The organism is Telluria sp. ZB4P34 (genome assembly GCF_059686055.1).
In genome coordinates this window covers 441,979-466,359 of the sequence record NZ_JCASIF010000003.1, presented here as the reverse complement: position 1 = coordinate 466,359, position 24,381 = coordinate 441,979, and the positions used below count along the sequence as shown (strand labels likewise).

Here is a 24,381-nt window from a genome sequence, read left to right as displayed (position 1 = left end):
GTGCGGTAACCCATCGAGCCTTCAAGATACCGTTGCACGACAATCAGCTTGAAGGCAGGTGTGTACTTCCCCATAAAACCCCAGAAAGTTAGTGTCCAACTTTCTGGGGTCAGTTCACTGCCGACCACCCTACGACCCCCAACAGAAGGCATTTAGGCCATCGACACGACGCGATTACGGCCGTTCGCCTTGGCCCGATACAGCGCCGTATCCGCCTGCGCCACCAGATCCTGCGCCACCCCCTCGATCGCATGGTCGCGCTCGAAGTTGTCGAGCGTGGCCACGCCGATCGACACGGTCACCTCCACCTGCTCACCACCGGCCAGGTCGACCGGCGTCGCGGCGACGCTGGCGCGGATGCGCTGCGCCACCATGGTCGCGCTTTCCAGGTCCGCATCGATCAGGAGCACCACGAATTCCTCGCCGCCGAAGCGCCCCAGCGCATCCGAAATGCGCAGTTCGGCCTTGATGCGGTTGGCCACCTCGCGCAGCACGTCGTCGCCGCCGGCGTGTCCAACGCTGTCGTTGACCCGCTTGAAGTGATCGATGTCGATGTACATGCACGACATGCGGTAGCCCTGGCGGCGCGCCCGCGCGATCTCTTCCACCAGGCGGCGGTCGATGTAGCGGCGGTTGTAGACGCCGGTGAGCGAGTCGGTCAGCCCGATGTACTTGAGCATCTCGTTGCTGATGACGTTCTCGAGGCAGATCGCGACGATCGAGCCCATGTGCTCGATGAAGTCGGTGCCGAGGGCCGGCGTGAAGCGGTTCGGGTCCTTGCTGCCCAGGTTCAGGCTGCCGATCAGGCGGGTATTGCGCAGCAGCGGCACCATCGCCACGCTCTGCATGCCTGCGGGCGCATGGGGGAACATCCCGGCGTGGCGCACCGGTACATACGGACCCAGCACCGGCCGCGGCAGGCGCCCTTCCGGGGTCTTGAACCCGAGCTCCTCCACCTGCTCGCAGAACAGCAGATTGGGCAGCTGTTCGTAATCGACGCCCAACTTGTGCATCACCGTGTAGATGTCGGCGTCCGGGTCCACCAGCGACAGCGTCACGGTGTCAAGTTCCGAGATGAGCGGCAGCGTGCCGAAGATGGTCGACACCAGCTCCGTGAACGAGCCCGCGCCGACGATCTGCAGGTCGAAGGCCTGGTGGCGGGTCATGATGGAATGGTTGCGTTCCGCCTGCTCGAGCAGGTAGGCCATGCGGGAACGCAGGGCTTCATTCTCCAGCATCAGTTCTCGCGTCTGCGCATCCGGCTCGTGCATTGATAATTCCTTTCAGCAATATCCGTAACAGTACGCCATCTTTTCGGCATTGGAAACGAAAAATCGCCCGGCAAGGGCGATTTCGCGACACTGCGTGCGCATGCTGGATGCATATTCCCCCTCGCATGGGGGGCCGGTGCGGCCTCAGAATGCGATGGCGGCCTCCAGCGCCTGGCCGGCGCGCAGCGCCGTCCAGGCGCCTGCCGTGACGATGCAGTTCATGCCCATGCAGACGGCTCCTTCCATGCGCGGATTGGCGCGGTAGCCCTGCAGGATGTCGAGCGGGTCGGGGCCGGGGATGCCGGTAGCCTGGTCGATGGCCGGGATCGGGCAGCGGGCACAGGGCTTCACGGGACGCAGCGCAAGGCTACCCGCCGTGAATGCTTCCACGTAGTCCTCTTCGAAGGCTTCCAGGCCGTCGACGACCAGGTTCGGGCGAAAGCGGTTCATCGGCAGCGGCGCGCGGCCGGCGGCCTGCAACCTGGCGTTGAGGTCGTCGAGCGAGGCCCGGCCGATGACGAGGACCGGGTAGCCGTCGGCAAAACGGGTTTCGGCGGCAAGGCCATTGGTCCATTTGGTGCTGGTGGGCCGGTGCACCTCGGGACGGAAGCGCACCAGGCGGCAGGGCCCTCCAATCGCCTCGGCGAACCAGCTGGCTGCGGCATCGCCGCAATCGGCGGCCTCCACGCTGTGCTCCCAGATCTGGACGGTGACGCCGGTTGCAGCGGCATCGTGCGCGAGGGGCAGGCGCAGCGGCAGCATGCCCGGAGCCGTCACCTCGACGGCGCCGCCGTCGATGCGCGGCGTGACGAGCGCCATGCGCGGGTATTCGCGCTGTGTCAGGAATTGGCCGTCCTCCGCGACCAGCATCCACTCGCGGTCGTGCACGCCCTGCGCCACCAGGCCGGAGATGAGGAACTGCGCCTCCGGCACCGCAATGCCGGCGCAGGACTTGATCGGATAAATGTGGAGTTCGGTGACAGTGGCCATGATGTCGGCGCTTGCAAGGGAAGGCCGACAGTATGGCAGGGATCGGGGGCGCTGTCCTCAGCCGCCGGCGGCCTTGGCCTTCTCGAGGCGCTCGCGCTGCAGGCGCGCCTCGAAATTCCTGGACGCTCCCGCAGCCAGCTTGCGGCAGCCTTCCGGATCGATGAACGGGTTCGACTGGGCCGTCTTCGCAGCCGCCTTGGCGAATGCATCGGTCGCGGAAGGATGGGCGGCGATCACGATGTCGCACTTCAGGCCGGCGATGCGGTCGATCGTCTTGCGGAAGCTCGCCGAGCGGTCCGGATAACTGGCGCCGCCGGTGAAATGGAAGCCGTCGGTGGACACCGCGGTCAGGCTGTCGGCGTAGACCATGTCCAGGCATTTACCCTGCTCGCAGGACTGCCAGGTCCAGGTGGTGCCGCCGGGCGTGTGGCCGGGCGTGTAGTGCACGGTGAAACGCAGCGGGCCGACCGACAGGGACTGGCCGTCCGCGACCTCTTCCACCTGCGCGACCTTCGGGATATAAGCGCGTTCCTGCGGATGGTATTGCGGGTCGTCCGTACCGGGCGTGCCGTCGCGCAGCACCTGGGCGCCGTGCGGGCTGTGGGCGACCCTGGCGCCGCTCGCCTTTTGCAGCGCGGCGATGCCGCCCGCGTGGTCGAAGTGCGCGTGCGAGTTCAGGATCAGCTTCACATCCTTCATGTTAAAACCGAGGGACTCGATGTTCTTCTGGATCAGCGGCGCCGACTGCGGCAATGCGCCGTCGAGCAGCACGTGGCCCTGCGGGCTCGTCACCAGGATGGCGGACAGGCCGGCGGTGCCGACGTAGTAGGTGTTGCCGTGGATGTTGAAGGGCTTGGCGGGCTTGTTCCATTCGGCGCAGGAGCTGCAATTGATGGCGTCTTGCGCGAGGGCGCCATTCGCCGCCAGCAGGAGGACGGCGGAAAGGATTGTTTTCATGATTCGCTCGCTTGTCGGTAGAGGTGGAACTGGATCGATCTTCCTAGTTGAACATGGAAGCGGCGCCCAGGAAACCATTTTGGGATGAACACCCGCCAATGCGGGACAAAGCCGACGCGCCAATCGCGTCCCTGATCCGGAGGAATCTCGGCTGGCGGTCTACTGCGGCTATGTGCGCAAGCCTTCGCTGCTGAACTGGGCTGCCATGGCCTTCCTGCTCGCTGCCGCCTCGGACAGGATCCATTCCTGTACGGCGGCCAGCGCCGGACTGTGCGCGTCGCGGCGGGCCAGCATCCAGCAGCCATGGTCGCTGGCCACCGGCGCGATCGCGGTAGCGAGCCGCAACTGCCCTTCGGCGAGCAGCCTGCCGACCAGGGCCAACCGGCCGAGCGCCACGCCCTGCCCGGCCAGCGCCGCCTGCACGACCTGGTCGTACTGGTTGAACAGCAGGCGGCCGGCGGCCGGCGCTCCCTCCTTCTGACCGGCATGGCGCAGCCAGTGTTTCCACTGCATCCAGGGACGTGAACTGTCGTCGTAGTCGATCAGTACGTGGCGGCGCAACTGCTCCGTTTCTTCGATCGCCGTCACGCCCAGCGACGGATGCGCCACCGGCACGAATACCTCGTCGAACAGCCGCACCGCGCCTTCCGGCGCCAGCGCATCCGGACAAAAGCGCAGCGCCAGGTCCATGCCGTCGCGCTCGAGGTCGACGACGCGGTTGGTCGCGGCGACGCGCACGTCGATCTCGGGCGCGCTGCGCTGGAACGCGCCGAGCCGCGGCAGCAGCCACAAGGCGGTGATGCCGATGCTGGCCGTGATCGTGACGCAGGGACGTTCGGCGGGCGGCTTGAGCATCGCGGTGACGGATCCGAGCTGCTCGAGCATCGGATCGGCCGAGCGGAACAGATGCCGCCCCTCGGGCGTGAACTCGATGCTGCGGTAGGAGCGGACGAACAGCCGGCAGCCGAGCGCCGCTTCCAGCGCCTGTATCTGCCGGCTGACCGCGGACTGGACGATGCACAGGTCCTGCGCCGCCAGCGTGATGCTCATGCGGCGGCCGACTGCGACAAAGGTGCGCAACAGGTCGAGGGGCGGCAAGTCAATCAGTCGATTCGGCATTCGTCATCCCCAATATGCTGCCCAAGCCAGACGCTCGCATGCCCGTTCGGCATGCGATCGGGGCATTTTAAACGTTTGAATAACATCCCGATACGGTTTCTAATGACAGCATCACCGACGCAGGGCCAGGCACGGGCGACGCCCACCGGCACGCTGCCGCGCGAGCGCATCGAGGTCCGCTGCCTCCTAATGTGCGATTGATGAAAGGACGCCATGAGAAGCATTGAATTCTGGTTCGACTTCGGCAGCAACTACAGCTACCTGAGCATGATGCGGATCCGGGGCCTCGCTCGCGACGCAGGCGTGCAGGTCCAGCTGAAACCCTTCCTGCTCGGGCCGATCTTCCAAGCGCTGGGCTGGGACACCTCGCCGTTCGTCCTGCAGGAGATGAAAGGCCGGTACGTCTGGCGCGACATGGAGCGCCAATGCGACAAATACGGCCTGCGCTGGCAGCGCCCATCGGCCTTTCCGCGCAAGGGCTTGCTGGCCGCCCGCGTCGCGCTGGCCGGCGAGGCAGCGCCCTGGATGCCGGCATTCTGCGAACAGGTCATGCTCGCCAACTTCGCCGACGATTGCGAGATCGCCATTGACACGACCATTGCAGGCATCCTGGACGGACTGGACGCCGACAGCGGCGCCATCCTGCGGATTGCACGGACGGACGCCGTCAAGTCGGCGCTGCGCGAGCGCACCGCCATGGCCCAGGCGCGCGGCATCTTCGGAGCGCCTACCTTCTTCGTTGGCGATGAGATGTTCTGGGGGAACGACCGTCTCGAGGACGCACTGGCCCTGGCGGCCCGATGAGAGGACCGCCGGACATGACATTGGGATTCATCGGCCTGGGCAACATGGGCTTTGCCATGGCGCGCAATCTGGCGCGCTCGGGCGCGGAGCTCATCGTCTGGAATCGCACGCCGGGCAAGGTCGAGGCCCTGGGCCCGGATGTGCATGCCGCGGCGTGCGCCGCCGACGTGTTCGCGCGGGCGCCCATCGTCTTCCTGATGCTTGCCAACGCCGGAGCAATCGACGAAGTACTGGCGCGCTCGACGGCGGCGTTCGGCGACCGCGTGCGGGGTCGCACGATTGTCCACATGGGCACCACTTCACCGGGCTATTCGGCCCTGCTCGCGGCCGACATCGCCACGGCGGGAGGCCGCTATGTCGAAGCGCCCGTGTCGGGCTCGCGGGTGCCCGCGGAACAGGGCCAGCTGGTCGGCATGCTGGCCGGCGCCCCGGATGCGGTGGCGGAAGTCGCCCCGCTACTGGAGCCGATGTGTGGACAGATCTTCGTGTGCGGCGCGGTGCCGCAGGCGCTGCGCATGAAACTGGCGGTGAACCTGTATCTCATCACGATGGTGACGGGCCTGGCCGAGGCCGTCCAGTTCGCCGAGCGCAGCGGCGTCGACCTGTCGGTCTTTCGCGCCGTGATCGACGCCGGGCCGATGGCCAGCAAGGTTTCCTCGGTCAAGCTGAACAAGCTGGTCGAGCGTGACTATGCGGTGCAAGCCTCGGTGTCCGACGTCCTGGCGAACGCCAACCTGATCCACGATGCAGCCCATGCCGGCGGCGTGCCGTCGCCGCTGCTCGCGCACTGCCGCCGGCTGTTCGCCTGTGCCGAATCGAGCGGCCACGGCCAGGCCGACATGGCTGCCGTGATCCTGGCCTATGGCCACGAAACCGGATGAACAGGGACGGATTGTCCTACTAAGGGAGTAAATGAAAACATGAACCAGCGCGTTGTAGTGATCACCGGCGGGAGCAAGGGCATCGGCGCGGCGACGGCATTGCTGGCGGCGCAGCGTGGCTACGCCGTCGCCATCATTTATCGCGACGATGACGCGGCGGCCGCGGATGTCCTGCACACCATCGAGGCCGGCGGCGGCAAGGCCTGCCTGCTCAAGGGCGATGTCGCCGATGCGGACGACGCCGACCGCATGATGGCGCAGGCGCAGGCCGCACTCGGCCCCTTGTACTCCCTCGTCAATAGCGCAGGCATCACCGGACCGATCGGCCGCTTCATGCGGGCCGACCCGGCCATGATCGAAGGGGTGTTCCGCACCAATGTCTTCGGCACGATGAACTGCTGCCGCGCCGCGGTACGCTTGTTCCAGGCAGCGGGTGAAGGCGGCGTCATCGTGAACCTGTCGTCGACCGCAGCCAGCACCGGCAGCCCGAACGAATACGTCCACTACGCCGCGAGCAAGGCTGCAATCGATGCCTTCACGCTCGGCCTGGCCAGGGAGCTGGCGCTTGACGGCATCCGGGTGTGCGGCGTGGCGCCGGGCTCCACGCTGACCGGCATCCACGCATTGGCGGGCGAACCGCAACGGCCTGCGCGCGTGGCGCCGCTGATTCCCATGGGGCGGCTGGCGCAGCCCGAAGAAATTTCGGAGGCCGTGCTTTGGGCAATGTCGGACGCGGCTTCCTACTTTACCGGGGCGACACTGCGTTGCGGCGGCGGACTCTAGCCCTCTTCTTTCAAGGATAAAACATGCATGACAAAGTGAATATTCCGTCTGCGTTGGCGGGCCTGGCCGAGTTCTGGTCGCAGCAAACGGTTGCCGCGGCGAATGGGAATTTGTTTAAGGTGGCCAAGGGCATCGGCTCGGCGCGCTGGCACCAGCATGACGACCAGGATGAGCTTTTCATCGTCTACGGCGGCCAGCTGACCATCCAGCTGGAAGAGCGCAATGTCGAGCTTGGCGTAGGCGACCTCTTTGTCGTGCCCAGGGGCGTGCGGCATTGCCCGAAGGCGGATCGGGAAACCAGTTTCCTGATCGTGGGCATGAATATCACCTCGAATGCGGCGGGTGGGAAGCCGGATGTGCCTGTGCCGGTAGGACCCGGCTCCGGCGCCGGCTGACGAAACCGCGGTCTGCGAATGGCAGAAATGAACAAGCCCGCAGCGCGGGTTGTTCCTGGAATGGCCGAAACGGCGGCTGATCGGACCTTGAACTGGAAGATGACGGGAAACACAGCTTGGACACAGGTTCAACTTGCCGTGTGCGACTTCCAGGCTCACGGCATGCGGCGACCCCGTCAACCCTGACGTACGCAGTTGCGGCCGACTGCCTTGGCGTCGTACAGAGCCCTGTCGGCCCTCGCGATCAGGTCGAAGGCCGAATGCGCGGGCGCCGGCACGAGCGAGGCTACGCCGATCGACATCGTCACCACGCCCATATTCGTCTCGGGATGTTCCAGCGCCAGGTTTTCCAGGTGGACGCGGCAGGCTTCGGCCAGCTTCAATGCACCATCCAGGCTGGTTTCGGGCAAGACGACGGCAAATTCTTCGCCACCATAGCGTGCGGCAATATCGGCAGGGCGCTTGAGTTGCTCGGTCAGCACCGCAGCCACCTTTTTCAGGCACATGTCGCCAGCCTGATGGCCGAACTCGTCGTTGTACAGTTTGAAGTGATCGACGTCGCACAGCAGCATCGACAAGGGTTTTTTCGAGCGCTGTCCGCGCTGCCATTCGCGCAGCACAGCATCGTCGAACGCGCGACGGTTGCCGATGCCCGTCAAGCCGTCGAGCGCCGCCAGTTTCTGCAGTTGCAGGTTAGCGTCCGCCAATTTTTGCTGGCTCTCTCGCAAGAACCGGAATGCATCGTCACGTTCGAGGCGGCTGATGTACGCGGCGGAATGGTAACGGATGCGCGCCAGCAGTTCGACCGGATCGGGGAGCTTGACCAGGTAGTCGTTGGCGCCGACGGCGAAGCTATGGGCCTTGAGTTTCGGATCTTCCTTGGCCGACAACACAATTACCGGTACCGAACGCAGGCTGGCCTCGCTACGGTACTGGCGTATCAGGTCGAAGCCATCCGAACCGGGCATGATCAGATCTTGCAGGATCACTGTCGGATGCATCTCGGCCGCAGCAGCATATGCCTTGGCGCCGTCGGTTACAAAATGAAACTCGATGTCCGGCTGTCCGACGAGCATGCGACGAATCGCTTCAATGATGAGTGCTTGGTCATCAACCAGCAAAACCCTGACACGGTGAGGCGACGTATTTTGCATATTGATGCCGGTTGGCATCGCTTCCGACATGGGAACCTTTATAAGTTGTGAGCATGCGCGTATTTGTAGCTAGATAAATTGCGCGTAATTACGCACGAATTTTATCGCGAATTGCGGCGCCAATCTTGCTGAGTGGCAAAATATCCACAGCCGCGTCGATTTCGGCGGCGGCGCGCGGCATGCCATAGACGGCGCTGCTGCCCTGATCCTGCGCCAGCGTGGCATGTCCTGCCCGGCGCATGGCCAGCAGCCCGGCGGCGCCGTCGCGCCCCATACCGGTAAGCAGCACGCCAGTGGCAGTGCCGTTCCAATGGGCCGCGACGCACTCGAAGAACACATCGACCGATGGCCGATAAGGGTAATCGCGCGGCTCCGGCCGGTAATGAAACCGGTGACCGCCGCTGAGCGTCAGGTGATCGTTGGTCTGGGCGACCTGCACCATGCCGCCCTGCATGAGGTCGTTTTCTGCCACCACCCGCGCCGGCATGCTGAGCTGGTCGTTGAGCCAGCGCGCGAACTGGCTGGCAAAGCCGGCGTCGATGTGCTGCACCACGACAACCGCGGTGTCCGGCGGCGCCTGCCAGCCGGACAGGATCGCCGCAATGGCCACGGGGCCGCCAGTCGAGGCGCCAATCGCCACAAGGCGCCTGACATCGCTGGCATGGCCCGGCAGGCGCTCCGTCCCGGCGTGGACATGCGCCCGCGTGACGCGCTCGGGGCGGATCAGCTTGCCGATGGTCCTGATCTTCGCCAGCAGTTCCCGCGCGCCCAGCCCGCCGCCGGCGAGCACCGGTGTCGCGGTCACATCCAGCGCCCCAGCCCCCAGTGCGCGAAACACCTGGCCGACGCTGTCCTGGGGGTGGCTGGTGACCACCAGGATGGCGCAGGGCGCCTCGCGCATGATCCGGCGTGTCGCTTCGACGCCATCGAGCCCGGGCATGTTCAAGTCCATCAGCACCAGGTCGGGACGGTCCTCGCGGCACAGTCGCACTGCCTCGGGCCCGGTGCGCGCGATCCATGCTAGCTGGTAGCCGGTTCCTTCGGTCACGGCACGACGCAGCGCTTCCGCGGCCAGGACGACGTCGTTGGCGATGCCGATCCTCATGGCGCGGCCGGGCCGATGAGGTCGAACACCGCATCGAGCAGGGTCGTGTCGTGGAAGCTGCCTTTGGCCAGGTAGTAGTCGGCGCCGGCATTCATGCCGCGTGCGCGGTCCTCGGGGCGGTCTTTGTAAGAGATGATCATCACCGGCAGTTGTTGCAGGCGGGCGTCCTGGCGCACCAGGCTCACCAGCTCGATGCCATCCATGCGCGGCATATCGATGTCGGTCACCAGCAGGTCATAGTTGCCGCTGCGAACCATGTTCCAGCCATCCATGCCGTCGACCGCCGTATCGACACGGTAGCCGCGTGCGGCCAGCAGTTGGCGTTCCATCTCCCGCACCGTCAGTGAATCATCGACCACCAGGATGCGTTGCATGGCGCGCGCGTCGGCGTCTCCCTGGCGCGCCGGCTGCTGCAGCGCACCCGCTTGCAGCAGCTTGTCGATCGACAGCAGCAGATCAGCCACATCCAGCACGAGCACCGGCGAGCCGTCGTCCAGCAGTGCGCCGGAAGCAACATTGCGCAGCTTGCCGAAGAGCGGTTCGAGCGACTGCACGGTCAGGCTTTGCTCGCCCGAGATAGTATCGACCACGAGCGCGTAGCGCGCCGTGCCGGCGCCGATGACAAGTACCGCCAGCTCGGCGGCGGGCACAGGCTGCCCCAGTTCCAGCACCTGGGTAGCCGCCACCAGTCCATGGTGCACGCCATCGAGCTCGAAAAATTGCTTGTTTTCCAGCGTGTGCACTGCCGTCTGGGGCACCCGCAGCACCCGCTCCACCTTGGCGATCGGGATCGCATATGCCTCGCCTTGCACGCCGACCACCAGCGCACGCACGATCGATTGGGTGAGCGGCAGCGTGATAACAGTGCGAAAGCCCAGGCCGGGATCGGTCTCGACGCGCACGGTGCCGTTTTGCTCGCGTACCACCTGCTGCACGACATCGAGGCCGACACCGCGTCCCGAGATTTCGGTCACGGATTCCTTCATGCTAAAGCCGGGCAGGAACAGGAACTCCATCAGTTCCGCCGGCGACAGGGCCGCTGCCATGCCTGGACTGCCCATGGCGCGCTCAAGCACGGCGCCGCGCAGGCGTTCGAGGTCGATGCCGCGACCATCGTCGTGCACGTCGATCACCAGCATGCCGCCGCGATGGCGCGCCGACAGCCGGATCGTACCGAGCGCCGCCTTTCCGGCTGCAAGCCGCTCGTCCGGCGTTTCCATGCCGTGATCGAGCGCGTTGCGCAGCAGGTGATTGATCGGACTTTCGATGCGGGCCAGGATAGCACGGTCAACCGGTGTGTCGCTGCCCTCGATGACGAGCTGCACCCGCTTGCCGAGCTTGCGTGCCAGGTCGCGCACCATACGCGGGAACGCGTGCACTCCTTCACCGAAAGGACACATCCGCAGCCCCAGCACCTGGTCTACCAGACGGGTCGACAGCAGCATGGCGCGGCGCTCGTGGGTGTCGGCATCGGCCATGTGCTCCTGCAGCAGCAGCTTGAGCGGCTCGGCGCCCGCCAATACCAGTGCCGAGCGCTCGATCAGGCGTGCATCGCCGCTGCCGGCGATCGCCTCATGCAACTGCTGCAGCGCCTGCAACATTACGGCCTGCTGCCGCTTGAAGCGCTGGAGCGACGTGTTGAACGTTCCGAGCTTGTGGGCGTTGGTGCGCGTTTCGATGGCCAGGGCCAGCAGTTCGTCGGTGTCAACGCCAGCGCGCAGGGGGCCTGGCGGCGGCGACGGATCTGTCACGATGAGCGCGGAAGCCGTGGGCACCGGCCCGCCGCGCGCACCGGCGATTGCCCGACTCCCTGCCCTGTCGTCCGCTGCCTCAGCGCTGCCTGCGCCTGCGTCGCCGGTCCTGTCTTGCCCACGCGCCTCACGGTGCGGCTCAGCAGCCATGGCGCCCAGCGTACGTATGGCGAGCACCGCGACATCGATGTCTGCGCCGTGCGCGGCCATCCAGTCAGGCATGGCCGCCTCGGTCAGCATGGCGGCCTGCACGATCAGGTCGACCCCACCCAGCAACACATCGATGTGCGCCGGGGCCAGGTCCAGGTCCCCCGCCTGGGCGGCTGTAAAAGCATCCTCCATCGCATGCGCGAGCTGCACGATCACGCCCAGCCCGACGATGGCGCCTGCGCCCTTGATGGAGTGGGCGGCGCGCATCAGGCCGTCCAGCACGTCGGCGTCGCCAGTGCCGCTTTCGAGACGCAGCAAACCCTCGGTCAGGTGACGTACCTGAGCCTCGGCTTCCATCCGGAACAGGTCCAGCAAGGAGAACTGGCTGAGGTCCATCGAATCGGCGCTCATCGGAGCACTCCGGCGCAGTGACCCGCCAACAGTACCGGGTCGAGCACCCCGACCAGCAGGCCGTCGTGCGCCAGTACGCCATTGAGGTGGCGTTCCAGCCCCCGGTTGATGGTGGAGGCCGGCGCAGCCAGCTGCGCGCTGGCATAACGCACCAGGCCGTGCAGTTCAGCCACCGGAAACGCGCAATGCTGCCCGGCACAGTCGAGTACCAGCAAGCGCGCAAAGACGTGACGACCGGTTACGGTGTCGGTCCCGCTGTCGTCGATGCCGAGCAGGCGCGCCAGCGACAGCGCCGCCACAAGGCGCCCGTCCACGTTGACGACACCCAGCAAGACGCCGCCACTGCGGTGCGGCACTCGGTGCACCGGACCCACCGGGACGACGGAGACCACGACCGTTGCCGCCACCGCGAGCCATTCGGCGCCGATGCGAAACACCAGCGCAGCGCCGTCAAGCGCTTCATGGGTAACGCGCGTCCGCCGCAATTGTTCCGCCCAATGCGCTCGATAGGCATTGTCGACGGGGCGCTCGAGGATGCGCCCGGCCGCCCCTTTATAGACGGGACAATGCCGGCAATGCACATGCTCGGCCAGGCGCGCGCAACTGAGGTCGCCCCCGACCCCGATCTCGCCCCAGCAGTCGGCTGCCGCCGTCGAATCGGGCGCGCTCATCCGGTCCTGCCTTGCGCCTGGCGGCGCCCGTAAATGCGTGCGGCCCGCTCCTGATAGGCGTCGGCGGCATGCACGTCGCCGTGACGCCTGGCCAGCAGGGCCAGGTGGCAGAGCGCCTCATAATGGCCTGGATCGAGATAGACGCAGCGGCGCCAGTATTCGGCTGCCGCCGCAGCCTCCTGCCGGCATTCACTGACCAGGCCGAGGATAAAATAGGCGTCGGCCGAGGCCGGGTCTGCCGCCAGCCATGCATGACAGGCCTCCGCCGCCGCGCCATGATCTCCGCTGTCGGCCAGGCGCCGCGCCTGCGCCAGCAGGTCCACCGGTGCCGGACTGGCTGCACGGACTGGCGCCGCATCCTGCCCCGACAGCGCGGTGTGCAAGGCTAACTCAGGACGCACTGCCCGCGCACGCCGCAGCGGGGGCAGCGGGGGCCCTGCTTCCAGCGCCTGTTTCTCAAGGGCAAAGGCACCTGGGATGCGCAGCGCTGAAAAGCCATGGCGGCACCAGGCCGGCACTTCGGCATAGCCGGCGAACAGCAGCCCGTCATCGGCCAGCACCGTTCGCAAGACGTGCGCCGCGGCATGCGTGGCACGATCGTCGAAATAGATCAGCAGATTGCGGCAAAATACGACGTCGTAGGATCGCGCCAGGGCCGTGGTGTCGAGTTCGAACAGGTTTCCCTGTGTGAAATGCACCCTGGCGCGGATCGCGTCACTCAACTGATAGCCGCCGGCCTGCTCGTTGAAATAACGATCGCGGAATACCAGGTCGGCGCCGCGGAAGGCATTCTGCGTGTAATACCCGGCCATGGCGCGGCGAATCGACGCGTGCGACAAGTCGATGGCGTCGATCCGCACCGATTGCGGGGCCACCCCGGCCATATCGAGCGCCATGGCCGCCGAATACGGCTCTTCGCCGCCGGCGCACGGCAGCGACAGGAGGCGCACGATGCGGCCCGGCTGCTGCGCCAGGCGGCGCACCACGAAGCCGGCCGCTGCCCTAAAGGCTCCCGCGTCGCGGAACAGCCATGATTCGGGCACGACCACCAGTTCGATCAGCGCGGACAGTTCATCCGCGGTCAGCGCCCGCAGGTAGGCGCTGCGGTCGGCCATGCCGAGGCGCACCATCCGCTCGCGCACTGCGCGTTCGGCATCGGCCTCGCTGACATTCAGGCCGGTGGCCTCCTGCAGCAGGCGGCGCGCGCTCATGGGCCACCCACGGGAAACAGCAGCGCACGCACATCCGGCGCCAGCAGGTGTTCGATGTGGACCAGCTGCAGCATGGCGCCGTCCCCTGTCGCCACCTGCCCGAAGAAGGGGACGCCGCGGACGCCGGCATCGGAAAGCTTACCCTGCTCCACCTGTTGCACCCCCTGGACGCGTTCGGCGAGCAGGCCGAGCGCACGCACGTGGCCGTCGTCAGCCGCATAGTCGGCCACCACGATGCGGGTGTCGAAGCGCAGCGCCGACGGTCCCAGTCCCGCAAGCTGCGTCAGGTCGATCACGGGCACGGGGACGCCATGCAGGTCGAGCAGGCCGGCCACATAGGCAGGCGTCAGCGGCAGCGCCTTCAGCGCCGCGACCGGCACCACCTGGCTGACGCCCGCCAGGCGCAAGCCATAGCGCTCCGCGCCGATGTGAAAGGCCAGCACTTTCATGAAAGCGTCAGCTGTTGACGGAGAAAGTGGCGACCGACGACTGCAGGTCCCCCGCCGCATACTGCAGCTGGCGCACCGCATCGCTGGTGGCCTTCAGCGACTCGACCGTCTGCTGGGTGGCCTCACTCAGCTGCAGCATGGTTTCCGAGATCTGCGAGGCGCCGACCGCCTGCGACTGCATTCCTTCGAGCACCAGATCGAATTGCGGCGCCAGTTTCTGGACCTGGTCCATCACCGACGAGAGCTGCTCGGCCACCTGGCGCACCTCGCCGACGCTGCGCCGGATCTCTTCGGAGAACTTGTCCATACCCATCACGCTGGCCGACACCGCCGACTGCATCTCCTTGACCATTTGCTCGATATCCCAGGTCGAGACCGACGTCTGGTCCGCGAGGCGCCGGATCTCCGTCGCGACCACCGAGAAGCCGCGACCGGCATCGCCGGCCTTTTCGGCCTCGATCGCGGCATTGAGCGAAAGGATGTTGGTCTGGTCGGCAACCTTGGTGATCGTCACGAGCACATTGTTGATGTTGCTGGCCTTTTCCGAGAGTGCCGCGAGCTTGGCGTTGATCGAGTCGGTTGCCGTTACCATGTGCTGCATGGTGGCGTCCATGCGCTTGAGGTTGCCCTGGGCTTCGGCGGTGGCGCTGGTCGTGAAGTCGGCCACCGCGGTCGCCTGCTCCATGGTACGCAGCAGCTGGGTCGTGTTGGCCGAGATTTCCCTGGTGGTGGACAGGATCTCGACGCTGGTCTGCGCCTGTTCGATGCCGGTGGCTTCCTGCTGCCTGGACGAGGCCGCGATTTCGGTGGCCGAGGTGGTAACCTGGATTCCGGCCTTCTGCACGTTGTTGAGGTGACTGCGCAGGTTGTCGAACATCGTGGCCAAACCCTGGCCGAGCTGGCCGATGGCGTCCTGGCCGGTGATCGTCACGTGGCCGCTGAGATCGCCGGCGGCGGCCTTCGACACCACCGCCAGCAGCGAATCGACCTTGGCGCGCAGGTCGGTCGTTGCCGCCAGCTCCTTGGCCTGGCTGTCCTGGATGGCCTGCGCCATCCGGTTGAACTCGACCGCCACCTTGCCCAACTCGTCGTTCGCCACGATGCTGACGCGTGCCGACTGCTCGCCGGCGGCGATTTGGCCAAGCGTGCGGTTCAGGCTGTTGAGCGGTGCGAGCAAGGCGCGCATCAGCAGCCAGGCGATCAACATGGCCAACGCGACGGTGGCGCCGCCGCCCACCGTCAGCAGGAGCGACATATTTTCCTGGAGCGCGGCCGACTCTTGCGACCGGCGCGTCATCAGGCGGCTTTCCTCGGCCGCGATCTGATCGATCTGCTCGCGAATCGCCGCCACCGTGCGTGCGCCCAGCAGCACAGCGGCCTCAGTACCTTCGGTTTCGCCCAAGCTGTCGCCCGGGCTGCGGCTGCGCCGCAACTTGATCTGAGGCGTGATGGCCTGCGCCATCCAGCTATCGAGCATGGGAGCCAGCTGTCTCATGCGGTCGAGCTGGATCGGATTGTCGGCCACGAGCCGGGTGGCCGTTACCATGTGACGCTTCGCCTCGGCGAACTCTGCATTGATGGGCTCGATCAGCGCTTCGTTCCCGGTCAGGAGAAATCCGCGTGTCGCACTCTGGACCTGCAACACCGCAGTGGCGATATGGTTCGACTCGACCAGCACTTCCAGCGCATGACGGTCCCATTGGTTGGCGGTAGCCAGCTTTTGGGCGTTGTTATACGCCAGGGCCAGCAGGAACAGCATGATGGCGACGATCGTCCCCAAGCCCAGTGTCAGTTTGTTCTTGATACTCACATCGTTCAACATGAATGCTCCGGCCAATAGGTACATGACTGTAACATTTTCGCGATTGCGCGCTTGGAAGTTCTGAAAAGCAACAGCGAGGTGCGACTGAATTGCCCGTGGGCAGGTAAATGGAGCGGGTTTCTGGAGAAGCTCGACATTGAGGTTTGCCGGTGGCAACTTTAGCTTGGGGCAGTCCGATCCGCACCCTTGTCTCGACAACACGATGTGCTGCTTGCGTAATTTCTGCATGCAGCCGCTTGGAGCGTGCCCCCGGTGCTGGGGATCGACGCAAGAAACAATAAAACCGCGTATCCGCGGCTTTATTTTTCAAATTTCAAGGCCTTTCCTGATGTTTCAGGAGCACTTCGCCTATCAGACGTTGAACAGGAAGTTCAGCACATCCCCATCCTTGACGATGTACTCCTTGCCTTCCGCCCGCATCTTGCCCGCTTCCTTGGCGCCCGTCTCACCCTTGTAGCTGATGTAGTCGTCAAACGAAATGGTCTGCGCACGGATGAAGCCGCGCTCGAAGTCGGTGTGGATCACGCCCGCGGCCTGCGGTGCGGTGGCGCCGATCGGTACGGTCCAGGCGCGCACTTCCTTCACGCCGGCGGTGAAGTAGGTCTGCAGCCCCAGCAGCGTGAAGCCGGCGCGGATCAGGCGGTCCAGGCCCGGCTCGTCCATGCCCATGTCGGCCAGGAAGTCCTTCTTGTCGGCGTCGTCCATCTCGGCGATTTCCGACTCGATGGCGGCGCAGATCGCGACGATCGGCGCGTTCTGCTCGTTGGCGAAGGTGGTCAGCTGGTCCAGCAGCGGGTTGTTGGTGAAGCCGGTGTCCGACACGTTGGCCACGTACATGGCCGGCTTGGCGGTGATCAGGCTCAGTTGCCTGAGCAGGGCCATCTGCTCGGCGTCCAGGCCCATGGTACGAACCGGCAGGCCTTCGTTCAGGTGCGGCAGCACCTTTTCCAGCAGCGTGACCAGCTTGAGCGCATCCTTGTCGCCCGACCGCGCCTTCTTCTGCTCGCGGTGGATCGCCTTTTCGACGGTGGACAGGTCGGCCAGCGCCAGCTCGGTCTGGATCACGACGATGTCGTCCAGCGGGCTCACCTTGCCTGCCACGTGGATGACGTTGTCGTCCTCGAAGCAGCGCACCACGTTGACGATCGCATCGGTTTCACGGATGTGCGACAGGAACTGGTTGCCCAGGCCCTCGCCTTTCGAGGCGCCGGCCACCAGGCCCGCGATGTCGACGAATTCCACGATGGCCTTGACCACGCGCTCCGGCTTGACGATCTCGGCCAGCTGCTCGATGCGCGGATCCGGCACCTCGACCACGCCGACGTTCGGCTCGATGGTGCAGAACGGGTAGTTTTCAGCCGGGATGCCGGCCTTGGTCAGGGCGTTGAACAGGGTGGACTTGCCGACGTTCGGCAGGCCGACGATGCCGCATTTGAGGCTCATGGGAACTCTTTCTCTCGATAGACGCGGAGCGCAAGGAAAGCCCGGCTCCAAAACCCCACATTGTAACCGGGGACGCTTTCGGTTGCCGAAAAAAACGGCTATCACACCACAGCATCGTGCTCAACGGAAGCTTAAATTTCTGTCGAAAAACTTTACAACGTGGTGCGGAACGGCAATAGCTTCCGAAATATGTTCATCCGAATCAAGGGCTTGTATTTATGGAACAGTTGTTGCTTATAGGAAGTAACCTAGACCCTAGCATGCATCCTCATGAACAAGTTCATCCTCATCCTGACTGTCCTTGCCAGCCTCCTCGCGGGCAGCGCACACGGCGCCATCGTTCGTCCAAATACCGGCACTGCCGGCCTGGTCGGCGGCGACCTGACCGATCCGGAGAACAATGGGCACATCAACGCCGACATCAACTACAACGCGGTCTTCCGTTCATCGCACGAGCCGGGCTTCGGTGGTGGCGAGTATGCATTCAACGTGTTCGACAACCGGGTTGGTGGCAGCAGCGACAAATGGTGCTGCGATATCAACGTCTGGGTCGAAGCGGACTTCGGCCGCAACACCTACACGCTGGCCAGCTTCACGGCCTCGTCAGCCAATGACGGACCGTTCCGTGATTCGAACCGTTGGCAGATCCTTGGTTCGAACGACGGCAAGCACTACACGCCGATCTTCACCTACGCTGCGACGGACGCTGTGTGGACCGCACGCCTGCAGACCATCCAGTTCTTCGCTGGCATTGATTACGCACGTCCGGAGGCGTACAGCATCTTCCGCTACCAATCGACCTCGGTCGTCGCCTATTCGGCGCATCAACTGGCCGAACTCGAATTCTTCGGCAAGCAGGTGCCGGAACCCGCCAGCCTGATGCTGATGGGCCTCGGCGCACTGGGTTTCGCCGCGCGGCGCCGCAGGCGCGCCTGAACCTGGCGTACAAGAAGAACCGCTGCATGCAGCGGTTTTTTTTCGTCTCAGATCGGCTTGACCAGGGACAGGTCCGGCCTGGCGACAAATTCGGCCAGTTCATCACGCAGGCGCTGTCCCTCCCCCATCGCACGCTGCCAGTTGCGGATGCGCTCGTCATGGTCCAGGCCGTAGAAGCTGAAGTCGGCCCGGTCCGGCAGTTTGCCGCGCGGCAGGGTGCGCAGGAACTCGCTGGATGGGGCAATGATGAGGACGTTGTCGAGCCAGTGGCGCCGGGCGCGCGCCGCGCGGCGCCACGGGAAACCCTTGTCCAGCCAGCCCGGCACGATGTGCCGGGTGAAGTGGGGATACAGCACCAGCTCGCCCTTGGCCTCCCCCGCTGCCTTCGCATAGGGCAAGGCCAGGTGGTAGTCGATGATGCCGCCGTCCCAGTAGCTGCCCGGCGGCAGGCCTGCGATGCCGGTCACCGGCTTCATGATGAGCGGCAGCGTGCCCGATGCCAGCAGGCTGGCGGCGAGGTTCGCGCGCGTGAGCGCGGAAAAATGGGTGGTGAAGCCGTCGAAGCGCTCGCGCAGCCAGGGCGCATGGGCGCGCACGTCGCCGATCACCACGCGCTCCATCATCCGCCCCAGCCAGTCGCGCGAGCAGGCATTGTGCAGCGCCGCCGCGGCGAAGCCGCGCAGTTCGGCGCGCGTATGCCCCGGCGCGGCAAGGGCGCCCTTGCCGCGCACCGCCAGCAGGTGCAGGCGATGCTGCGGGTGGCTGACGATGTCGTCCTCGTGGCCGCGCACGAACTCGCCCAGCAGGCCCTGCACCACCTCGTCGACCTGCTGCTGGGTCGGCTTCTTGCTGGTATAGCGCTGGCCCGCGTACAGCTCGCCCAACCGGGCGAAGGCCTTGACGGGATCGCGCTGGCAGGCCGCCGCCATGCGCCAGGCGCCGATCGAGGAACCGATGAGCATGCGCTCGCGCGGCGCACGCGGCAGCCACTCGCCGAACATCCACTGGTCGAGCGCCTGGAAGACCAGCCCCTTGGGGCCGCCGGCCGCGGCCGGCACGATGGCGACGTCCCGCGCGCGCAGGCCCTGCGCGCCGATCTGGGCCAGGGCCAGCGGCCCGGCGTGGAATGTGAGTGCCTTCATGGGGCAAAATTATCGCAGGAAGGGCGTGCTTGCGCAGGCTCAAGAGTGGCATGCGCGTGCTGCGTAACATGGATCGGTCGCCCTCGCGGAGCCTGCCATGCCGATTCGACTTGCCCGGTTTGTGTTCGTGTCGCTGTTTCTGCTCCTGTGCTGCGCGCCGCTTGCGGCGCGCGACGACGGCACCGACCGCTCGGTGGTCATCGAGCGCCTGGTGCAGCATTTCACGGTCGACGAAGACGGTTCGCACACGATGCATGTCGAGATGGTGAAGACCATCGCCAGCAGCGCCGCGGTCGAACGCCATGCCGAACAAGCCATCAGCTTCAACGGCTCGCTCGACCGGGTGCTGTCCGTCGAAGCCTGGACCACCAAGCCCGATGGACGGCGCGTGCCGGTCGAGCCGCAAGGCATCCGCGACCAGCACGAAGCCGCCTCGCTGGACGCGCCGATGTTCCAGGATACGCGCCTGAAAGTCGTCATCTTCCCGGACGTCGCGCCCGGCGACACGCTCACCCTGCGCTACTCGGTGCGGCGCCACACGCCCCTGTTTCCCGGCCAGTTCGAAGATTTCACGGTGGCCCGTCCCTGGCGCCACAAGGATTTCCGCCTCACCTACGACCTGCCGCTCTCGATGGCGCTGCAGGCGGACGCCGTCGGCTTCGTCCCGCTGGCGGCGGACAGCCCACCAGGCCGGCGCCGCCATACCTGGCGCTACGTAGATGGCGGCAACGCGCGCATCGAGCACGGTTCGGTGAGCTACCTCGATTACGGCCGGCGCCTGGCGGTGTCGACCTTCCCTGACTACGCGGCCTTCGCGCGCGCCTATCACGCACGCGCCGCCGGGGCCGCGCTGCCCGATGCGGCGGTGGCAAAGCTGGCGGCCGAGATCACGCAGGGTCTCGCGGAGCCGCGCGCACGCGCCATCGCGCTGTCGGACTGGGTCCGGCGCAACATCCGCTATGTGGCGGTCTACCTCGGCCCCGGCGGCGTGGTGCCGCATTCCGCGACGTCGGTGCTGGCGAACCGCTACGGCGACTGCAAGGACCATGCGGTGTTGCTGCAAGCCCTGCTGGCCGCCAGCGGCATCCCGGCCAGCGCCGCGCTGGTCAACGGCGACGACGCCTATCGCCTGCCCGCGGTGCCGACGCTGGGTGTGCTGAACCACGTCATCGTCTACGTGCCGCAACTGCAGCTCTTCCTCGACCCGACCGCCGGCACGGTGGCGGGCGGCTACCTGCCGCCTGCCCTGCTCGGCAAGCCGGTCTTGCTGGCCGATAGCGGCGGGCTCGCGGTGACGCCTGCTTACCAGGCGGCGCGCAGCCGCACCGTCACGCGCTTCGACATCGCCCGCGACGGCAGCAGCCGCTTCCAGGTGCGGCGCACGAACGGCGGCGCCATCGCGGAACCCTACCGCCATGCCGTGCGCGCTACGCCGCAGGCCGAGCGCGACAGTTTTGTCAGGCGCATGCTGGCGGGGCTCGGGCGCTCGGGCGACGGACTGTTCGAGCCGGGCGAGACGGAGACGGCGGGCAAGGCAGCATCTGGTGAAAACGCGCCCGGCGACGACTACACCGTGGCCTTTTCCGGCGCCACCGATGGCTTCGTGCGCCTGCCTGGCCCGGCTGCGCTCACCACGACCTACAACTTCTGGGGCGGGCTGGGCGACGCGGTGTTCGAACTCGGGCGCGAGCCGGAACGGCGCCAGGAATTCGTCTGCCCCGCCATCGATGCCGAGGACGAGCTGCGCTACGGCCTGCCGCCACGCACGCGGGTGCTGGCGCTGCCGAAGCCGGTCACGGTCGACGACGGCAGCTTCTACTACCGCTCGCAGTATGCGCGGCAGGGCAATGCGGTGGTGGTGAAGCGGCGGCTGCAGTTCCGCCACACGGCGGCCACCTGCACGCCCGAGGACTACCGCCGGATGCGGCCGGCGCTCGAGCGCATGATGCACGACCTGCGCGGGCAGGTGGTGGTGCAGGGAGCGTAGGAGTAGGGGTCGCGGCGGACAGCCTCGATGACGCGCGCCGGCGGCGCGCACCACATCAGGTTCAGGCCGTGTGCAGCTGCATCATCGCCACGTCCATCTTGCCTTCGCAGGCGAGTGGAATGACGCGCAGGGCCTTGTCGATCGATTCCTCGATCAGGACCTGCTCTTCGCGGCGCGGACGGTGCAGCACGAAGTCGGCCACCGCCTGCTGCAGGTTGAGGCTGCGCGGGTGGCCGATGCCGAGGCGCAGGCGCCAGTATTCCTGGGTGCCGAGGCTTGATGTGATGTCCTTCAGGCCGTTATGGCCGCCCGAAGAGCCGCCCTTCTTCATCTTGGCCACGCCCGGCAGCATGTCGAGCTCGTCGTGCACGACGAGCACCTCGCTTGGCTCGATCTTGTAGAAGCGCGCCAGCGCACCCACCGACTGGCCCGAGCGGTTCATGTAGGTCAGCGGCTCCAGCAGCCACACTTCGTTGCCCCCGATGCGCGTCTTCGCCACCATGGCATTGAAGCGCGATTCGCGCTGCAGGCGGCAGCCCGGCAGCGAGTTGGCCAGGTTGTCGACCAGCCAAAAGCCGGCATTGTGGCGGGTTTGTTCGTACTCCGGGCCCGGGTTGCCGAGGCCGACGATCAGACGGATGGACATGCTTTGTCTACTTTGATTCTAGGAGAACAGGATTATCGCTGAAATAGGGAGAGCCATGCCGTCCGTAGGGGTGAACTGGTCCACAGTACAGCGCGATCTGCCTGTACGCTTACGCCGCCCGGGCGTTCAGCTCCGGCGAGCGCCGTGCCTGCGCATCCGATCGTTGAACGCGCGGTCGGCGAAGCCGACCACCTACGAAAAACAAAAAACCCGCCGGGCAAGCCACGGCGGGTTTCGTTTCCTGCAGCCGCTTGCGCGGCCGGCAAAGAAAATATTACTCAGCAGCTTCGGCCGAAACAGCGCCGCGCGGGATCGAGGTGGTCACCAGGGTCAGGTTCTGGCCGTGGGTCAGCGCGGTCACGCCTTCCGGCAGGGTCAGGTCGTTCACGTGGATCGACTGGCCGGCTTCCAGCTTGCTCAGGTCGACTTCGATGAACTCCGGCAGTTTGCCCGGCAGGCAAGCGACGTCCAGTTCGTTGGCCACGTGCGAGATGACAGCGGCGCTCAGCTTGACGGCCGGCGAGATCTCGGCGTTGACGAAGTGCAGGGTGACCTTGGTGTGGATCGGCTTCGATGCATCGACGCGCTGGAAGTCAGCGTGCAGGACCAGTTGCTTGTATGCGTGCATCTGGAAGTCGCGCAGCAGGACTTGCTGGGTCTTGCCTTCGATTTCGAGGTCCAGGATCGAACCGTGGAAAGCTTCTTTCTTGAGCGCGTGGTACAGGGCGTTGCCGTCCAGGGCGATCAGTTCCGGGGTAGCGGCGCCACCGTAGATGATGCCTGGGGTCTGGCCAGCCTTGCGCAGGCGGCGGCTCGCTCCGGTCCCCTGCTGAGTGCGGTTGAATGCGACTACTTTCATGTGAAACTCCAAAAATAAACGGGTCCGAATGTCGGCTATGTGCCGGCCCGGCAACCCAGTGGTGACTGCCCCGCGACCAGGGCAGTCGTGAATAAGCGCCATGTTGCGCGCTCAAGAATGCAAGAATTCTTTGGTGTTCGAAGGCCCTGCGGCGCTCGAAAACAGGGAAACCCAAGATGTTACAACGGCGCGCCTGCCGTGTCAGCCAGGCGCGCCGTAAAAAACGACAGCGTGTTGCTTAGTCGACGAACAGCGACATCACCGAGTCGCCCTTGACGATCCGCTTGAAGGTCTCGGCCAGCAGCGGTGCGCAGGTCAGCTGGCGGATCTTGGTGCAGGCGGCGCCGGCGGCGCTCAGCGGGATGGTGTCGGTGACGACCAGCTCGTCGAGCGGCGAATTCTGGATGCGGTCGATGGCCGGACCCGACAGGACCGGGTGCGTGCAGTAGGCGATGACTTTCTTGGCGCCGCGCTCCTTGAGCACTTCGGCGGCCTTGCACAGCGTGCCGGCGGTGTCGACCATGTCGTCCATGATCACGCAGTTGCGGCCTTCGACTTCACCGATGATGTTCATGACTTCCGACACGTTCGCCTTCGGGCGGCGCTTGTCGATGATCGCCAGGTCGCAGCCGAGGCGCTTGGCCAGCGCACGGGCGCGCACCACGCCGCCGACGTCCGGCGACACCACCAGCAGGTCGTCGTAGTTACGCTTCTGCAGGTCGCCCAGCAGGATCGGTGAGGCGTAGATGTTGTCGACCGGGATATCGAAGAAGCCCTGGATCTGGTCGGCGTGCAGGTCCATGATCAGGACGCGCTCGACGCCGGCTTCTTCCAGCATGTTGGCGACGACCTTGGCCGAGATCGCGACGCGCGCCGAGCGCGGGCGGCGGTCCTGGCGGGCGTAGCCGAAGTAAGGAATGGCGGCGGTGATGCGGCCGGCCGATGCGCGCTTGAGCGCGTCGACCATCAGCATCAGTTCCATCAGGTTGTCGTTGGTCGGTGCGCAGGTAGATTGCAGGACGAAGACATCCTTGCCGCGCACGTTCTCGTTGATCTCGACCATGACTTCGCCGTCCGAGAACTTCGAGACGACTGCTTTACCGAGTGGAATGCCGAGGTTCTTGGCGACCCCTTCTGCTAGTGCCGGATTAGCGTTGCCGGTAAAAACCATCAGGTTTTCGTAAGCCATGGAGGGAATCCCAAGAGAAAAACGTTGAATCTGGAAAAACAATCAGCCGGCTGAACCGGCTGATTACATGTCAAAGCGTTGTGGATGCATGAAACATCGCACCGCTGTTTGTCCCGCTGGAGGAATACGCCTCGACAGCCGGGAAAACTTTGGCAGGGGAACAAGGATTCGAACCTTGGTATGCCGGAATCAAAATCCGGTGCCTTAACCAGCTTGGCGATTCCCCTACACGACTGAACTGCTTGCCGTTACATT

The 24,381-nt window shown here is 65.5% G+C and carries 22 protein-coding genes and 1 tRNA gene; 6 read left to right on the top strand and 17 right to left on the bottom strand.

All coding sequences use genetic code 11. The annotated features are described in order from the left end of the window. Nucleotides 1-152: 152 nt before the first annotated feature. From AC56KL_RS09010 to AC56KL_RS08995, 4 genes are all read right to left on the bottom strand, one after another. The gene (locus tag AC56KL_RS09010) at nucleotides 153-1,271 is read right to left on the bottom strand and encodes a GGDEF domain-containing protein (RefSeq protein WP_497179798.1); all 1,119 of its coding nucleotides are present in this window, start codon (nucleotides 1,269-1,271) and stop codon (nucleotides 153-155) included. A 144-nt stretch (nucleotides 1,272-1,415) separates the two neighbouring features. Further along, on the bottom strand, nucleotides 1,416-2,261 hold the full coding sequence (locus AC56KL_RS09005; RefSeq protein WP_497179797.1) for an MOSC domain-containing protein: 846 nt from the start codon (nucleotides 2,259-2,261) through the stop codon (nucleotides 1,416-1,418). A 57-nt stretch (nucleotides 2,262-2,318) separates the two neighbouring features. After that, nucleotides 2,319-3,218, bottom strand: a complete 900-nt coding sequence (gene bla / locus AC56KL_RS09000) for a subclass B3 metallo-beta-lactamase (RefSeq protein WP_497179796.1) — start codon at nucleotides 3,216-3,218, stop codon at nucleotides 2,319-2,321. Between the two features lie 168 nt (nucleotides 3,219-3,386). Then, the gene (locus tag AC56KL_RS08995; RefSeq protein ID WP_497179795.1) at nucleotides 3,387-4,337 is read right to left on the bottom strand and encodes a LysR substrate-binding domain-containing protein; all 951 of its coding nucleotides are present in this window, start codon (nucleotides 4,335-4,337) and stop codon (nucleotides 3,387-3,389) included. A 213-nt stretch (nucleotides 4,338-4,550) separates the two neighbouring features. Between AC56KL_RS08995 and AC56KL_RS08990 the strand changes: the two genes are divergently transcribed. Genes AC56KL_RS08990 through AC56KL_RS08975 form a run of 4 tightly spaced genes read left to right on the top strand, consistent with a single transcriptional unit; the run spans nucleotide 4,551 to nucleotide 7,200 of the window. Further along, nucleotides 4,551-5,141 (top strand): 2-hydroxychromene-2-carboxylate isomerase, encoded by a 591-nt coding sequence (locus tag AC56KL_RS08990; RefSeq protein WP_497179794.1) that lies wholly within the window; start codon nucleotides 4,551-4,553, stop codon nucleotides 5,139-5,141. 14 nt (nucleotides 5,142-5,155) lie between these two features. Beyond that, entirely contained in the window at nucleotides 5,156-6,022 is an 867-nt protein-coding gene (locus AC56KL_RS08985; RefSeq protein WP_497179793.1) for an NAD(P)-dependent oxidoreductase, read from the top strand. 39 nt (nucleotides 6,023-6,061) lie between these two features. Further along, on the top strand, nucleotides 6,062-6,805 hold the full coding sequence (locus tag AC56KL_RS08980; protein ID WP_497179792.1) for an SDR family oxidoreductase: 744 nt from the start codon (nucleotides 6,062-6,064) through the stop codon (nucleotides 6,803-6,805). 23 nt (nucleotides 6,806-6,828) lie between these two features. Then, a complete protein-coding gene (locus AC56KL_RS08975; protein ID WP_497179791.1) occupies nucleotides 6,829-7,200 on the top strand; it encodes a cupin domain-containing protein in 372 nt (123 codons plus the stop codon). Between the two features lie 176 nt (nucleotides 7,201-7,376). On the opposite strand, the gene AC56KL_RS08970 is transcribed toward AC56KL_RS08975, so the two are convergent. From AC56KL_RS08970 to ychF, 8 genes are all read right to left on the bottom strand, one after another. Next, entirely contained in the window at nucleotides 7,377-8,384 is a 1,008-nt protein-coding gene (locus AC56KL_RS08970; RefSeq protein ID WP_497179790.1) for a diguanylate cyclase, read from the bottom strand. 58 nt (nucleotides 8,385-8,442) lie between these two features. Next, nucleotides 8,443-9,459 (bottom strand): chemotaxis-specific protein-glutamate methyltransferase CheB, encoded by a 1,017-nt coding sequence (gene cheB / locus AC56KL_RS08965; RefSeq protein ID WP_497179789.1) that lies wholly within the window; start codon nucleotides 9,457-9,459, stop codon nucleotides 8,443-8,445. Then, nucleotides 9,456-11,771, bottom strand: a complete 2,316-nt coding sequence (locus tag AC56KL_RS08960) for a hybrid sensor histidine kinase/response regulator (protein WP_497179788.1) — start codon at nucleotides 11,769-11,771, stop codon at nucleotides 9,456-9,458. The genes cheB and AC56KL_RS08960 overlap by 4 nt, the downstream gene beginning before the upstream one ends. Beyond that, a complete protein-coding gene (locus tag AC56KL_RS08955; RefSeq protein WP_497179787.1) occupies nucleotides 11,768-12,442 on the bottom strand; it encodes a chemotaxis protein CheW in 675 nt (224 codons plus the stop codon). The genes AC56KL_RS08960 and AC56KL_RS08955 overlap by 4 nt, the downstream gene beginning before the upstream one ends. Then, nucleotides 12,439-13,653, bottom strand: a complete 1,215-nt coding sequence (locus AC56KL_RS08950; protein ID WP_497179786.1) for a CheR family methyltransferase — start codon at nucleotides 13,651-13,653, stop codon at nucleotides 12,439-12,441. Before AC56KL_RS08950 ends, AC56KL_RS08955 begins: the two co-directional genes overlap by 4 nt. Then, the gene (locus AC56KL_RS08945) at nucleotides 13,650-14,102 is read right to left on the bottom strand and encodes a chemotaxis protein CheW (RefSeq protein ID WP_497179785.1); all 453 of its coding nucleotides are present in this window, start codon (nucleotides 14,100-14,102) and stop codon (nucleotides 13,650-13,652) included. Before AC56KL_RS08945 ends, AC56KL_RS08950 begins: the two co-directional genes overlap by 4 nt. Before the next feature lie 7 nt (nucleotides 14,103-14,109). After that, nucleotides 14,110-15,924 carry a methyl-accepting chemotaxis protein gene (locus tag AC56KL_RS08940; RefSeq protein ID WP_497179784.1) on the bottom strand — a complete coding sequence of 605 codons (1,815 nt, stop codon included), beginning with the start codon at nucleotides 15,922-15,924 and terminating at the stop codon, nucleotides 14,110-14,112. Between the two features lie 351 nt (nucleotides 15,925-16,275). After that, on the bottom strand, nucleotides 16,276-17,367 hold the full coding sequence (gene ychF / locus AC56KL_RS08935) for a redox-regulated ATPase YchF (protein ID WP_497179783.1): 1,092 nt from the start codon (nucleotides 17,365-17,367) through the stop codon (nucleotides 16,276-16,278). Between the two features lie 270 nt (nucleotides 17,368-17,637). On the opposite strand from ychF, the gene AC56KL_RS08930 reads away from it, so the two are divergent. Next, a complete protein-coding gene (locus tag AC56KL_RS08930; RefSeq protein WP_497179782.1) occupies nucleotides 17,638-18,303 on the top strand; it encodes a PEP-CTERM sorting domain-containing protein in 666 nt (221 codons plus the stop codon). A gap of 47 nt (nucleotides 18,304-18,350) precedes the next feature. Here AC56KL_RS08930 and AC56KL_RS08925 read toward each other — a convergent pair whose 3' ends face one another. After that, nucleotides 18,351-19,445, bottom strand: a complete 1,095-nt coding sequence (locus AC56KL_RS08925) for a patatin-like phospholipase family protein (RefSeq protein WP_497179781.1) — start codon at nucleotides 19,443-19,445, stop codon at nucleotides 18,351-18,353. 97 nt (nucleotides 19,446-19,542) lie between these two features. On the opposite strand from AC56KL_RS08925, the gene AC56KL_RS08920 reads away from it, so the two are divergent. Continuing rightward, nucleotides 19,543-21,432: a DUF3857 domain-containing transglutaminase family protein gene (locus AC56KL_RS08920; protein WP_497179780.1), complete on the top strand. Its 1,890-nt coding sequence runs from the start codon at nucleotides 19,543-19,545 to the stop codon at nucleotides 21,430-21,432. Nucleotides 21,433-21,493: 61 nt separating this feature from the next. On the opposite strand, the gene pth is transcribed toward AC56KL_RS08920, so the two are convergent. The 4 genes from pth to AC56KL_RS08900 form a co-directional block, all read right to left on the bottom strand. Next, nucleotides 21,494-22,078, bottom strand: coding sequence for an aminoacyl-tRNA hydrolase (pth, locus tag AC56KL_RS08915; protein ID WP_497179779.1), 585 nt, complete (start codon nucleotides 22,076-22,078; stop codon nucleotides 21,494-21,496). A gap of 274 nt (nucleotides 22,079-22,352) precedes the next feature. After that, on the bottom strand, nucleotides 22,353-22,937 hold the full coding sequence (locus AC56KL_RS08910) for a 50S ribosomal protein L25/general stress protein Ctc (protein ID WP_497179778.1): 585 nt from the start codon (nucleotides 22,935-22,937) through the stop codon (nucleotides 22,353-22,355). A 238-nt stretch (nucleotides 22,938-23,175) separates the two neighbouring features. Continuing rightward, a complete protein-coding gene (locus AC56KL_RS08905) occupies nucleotides 23,176-24,126 on the bottom strand; it encodes a ribose-phosphate pyrophosphokinase (protein ID WP_497179777.1) in 951 nt (316 codons plus the stop codon). Between the two features lie 150 nt (nucleotides 24,127-24,276). Beyond that, nucleotides 24,277-24,353: transfer RNA gene (locus tag AC56KL_RS08900), tRNA-Gln, on the bottom strand. Between the last annotated feature and the right edge of the window lie 28 nt (nucleotides 24,354-24,381).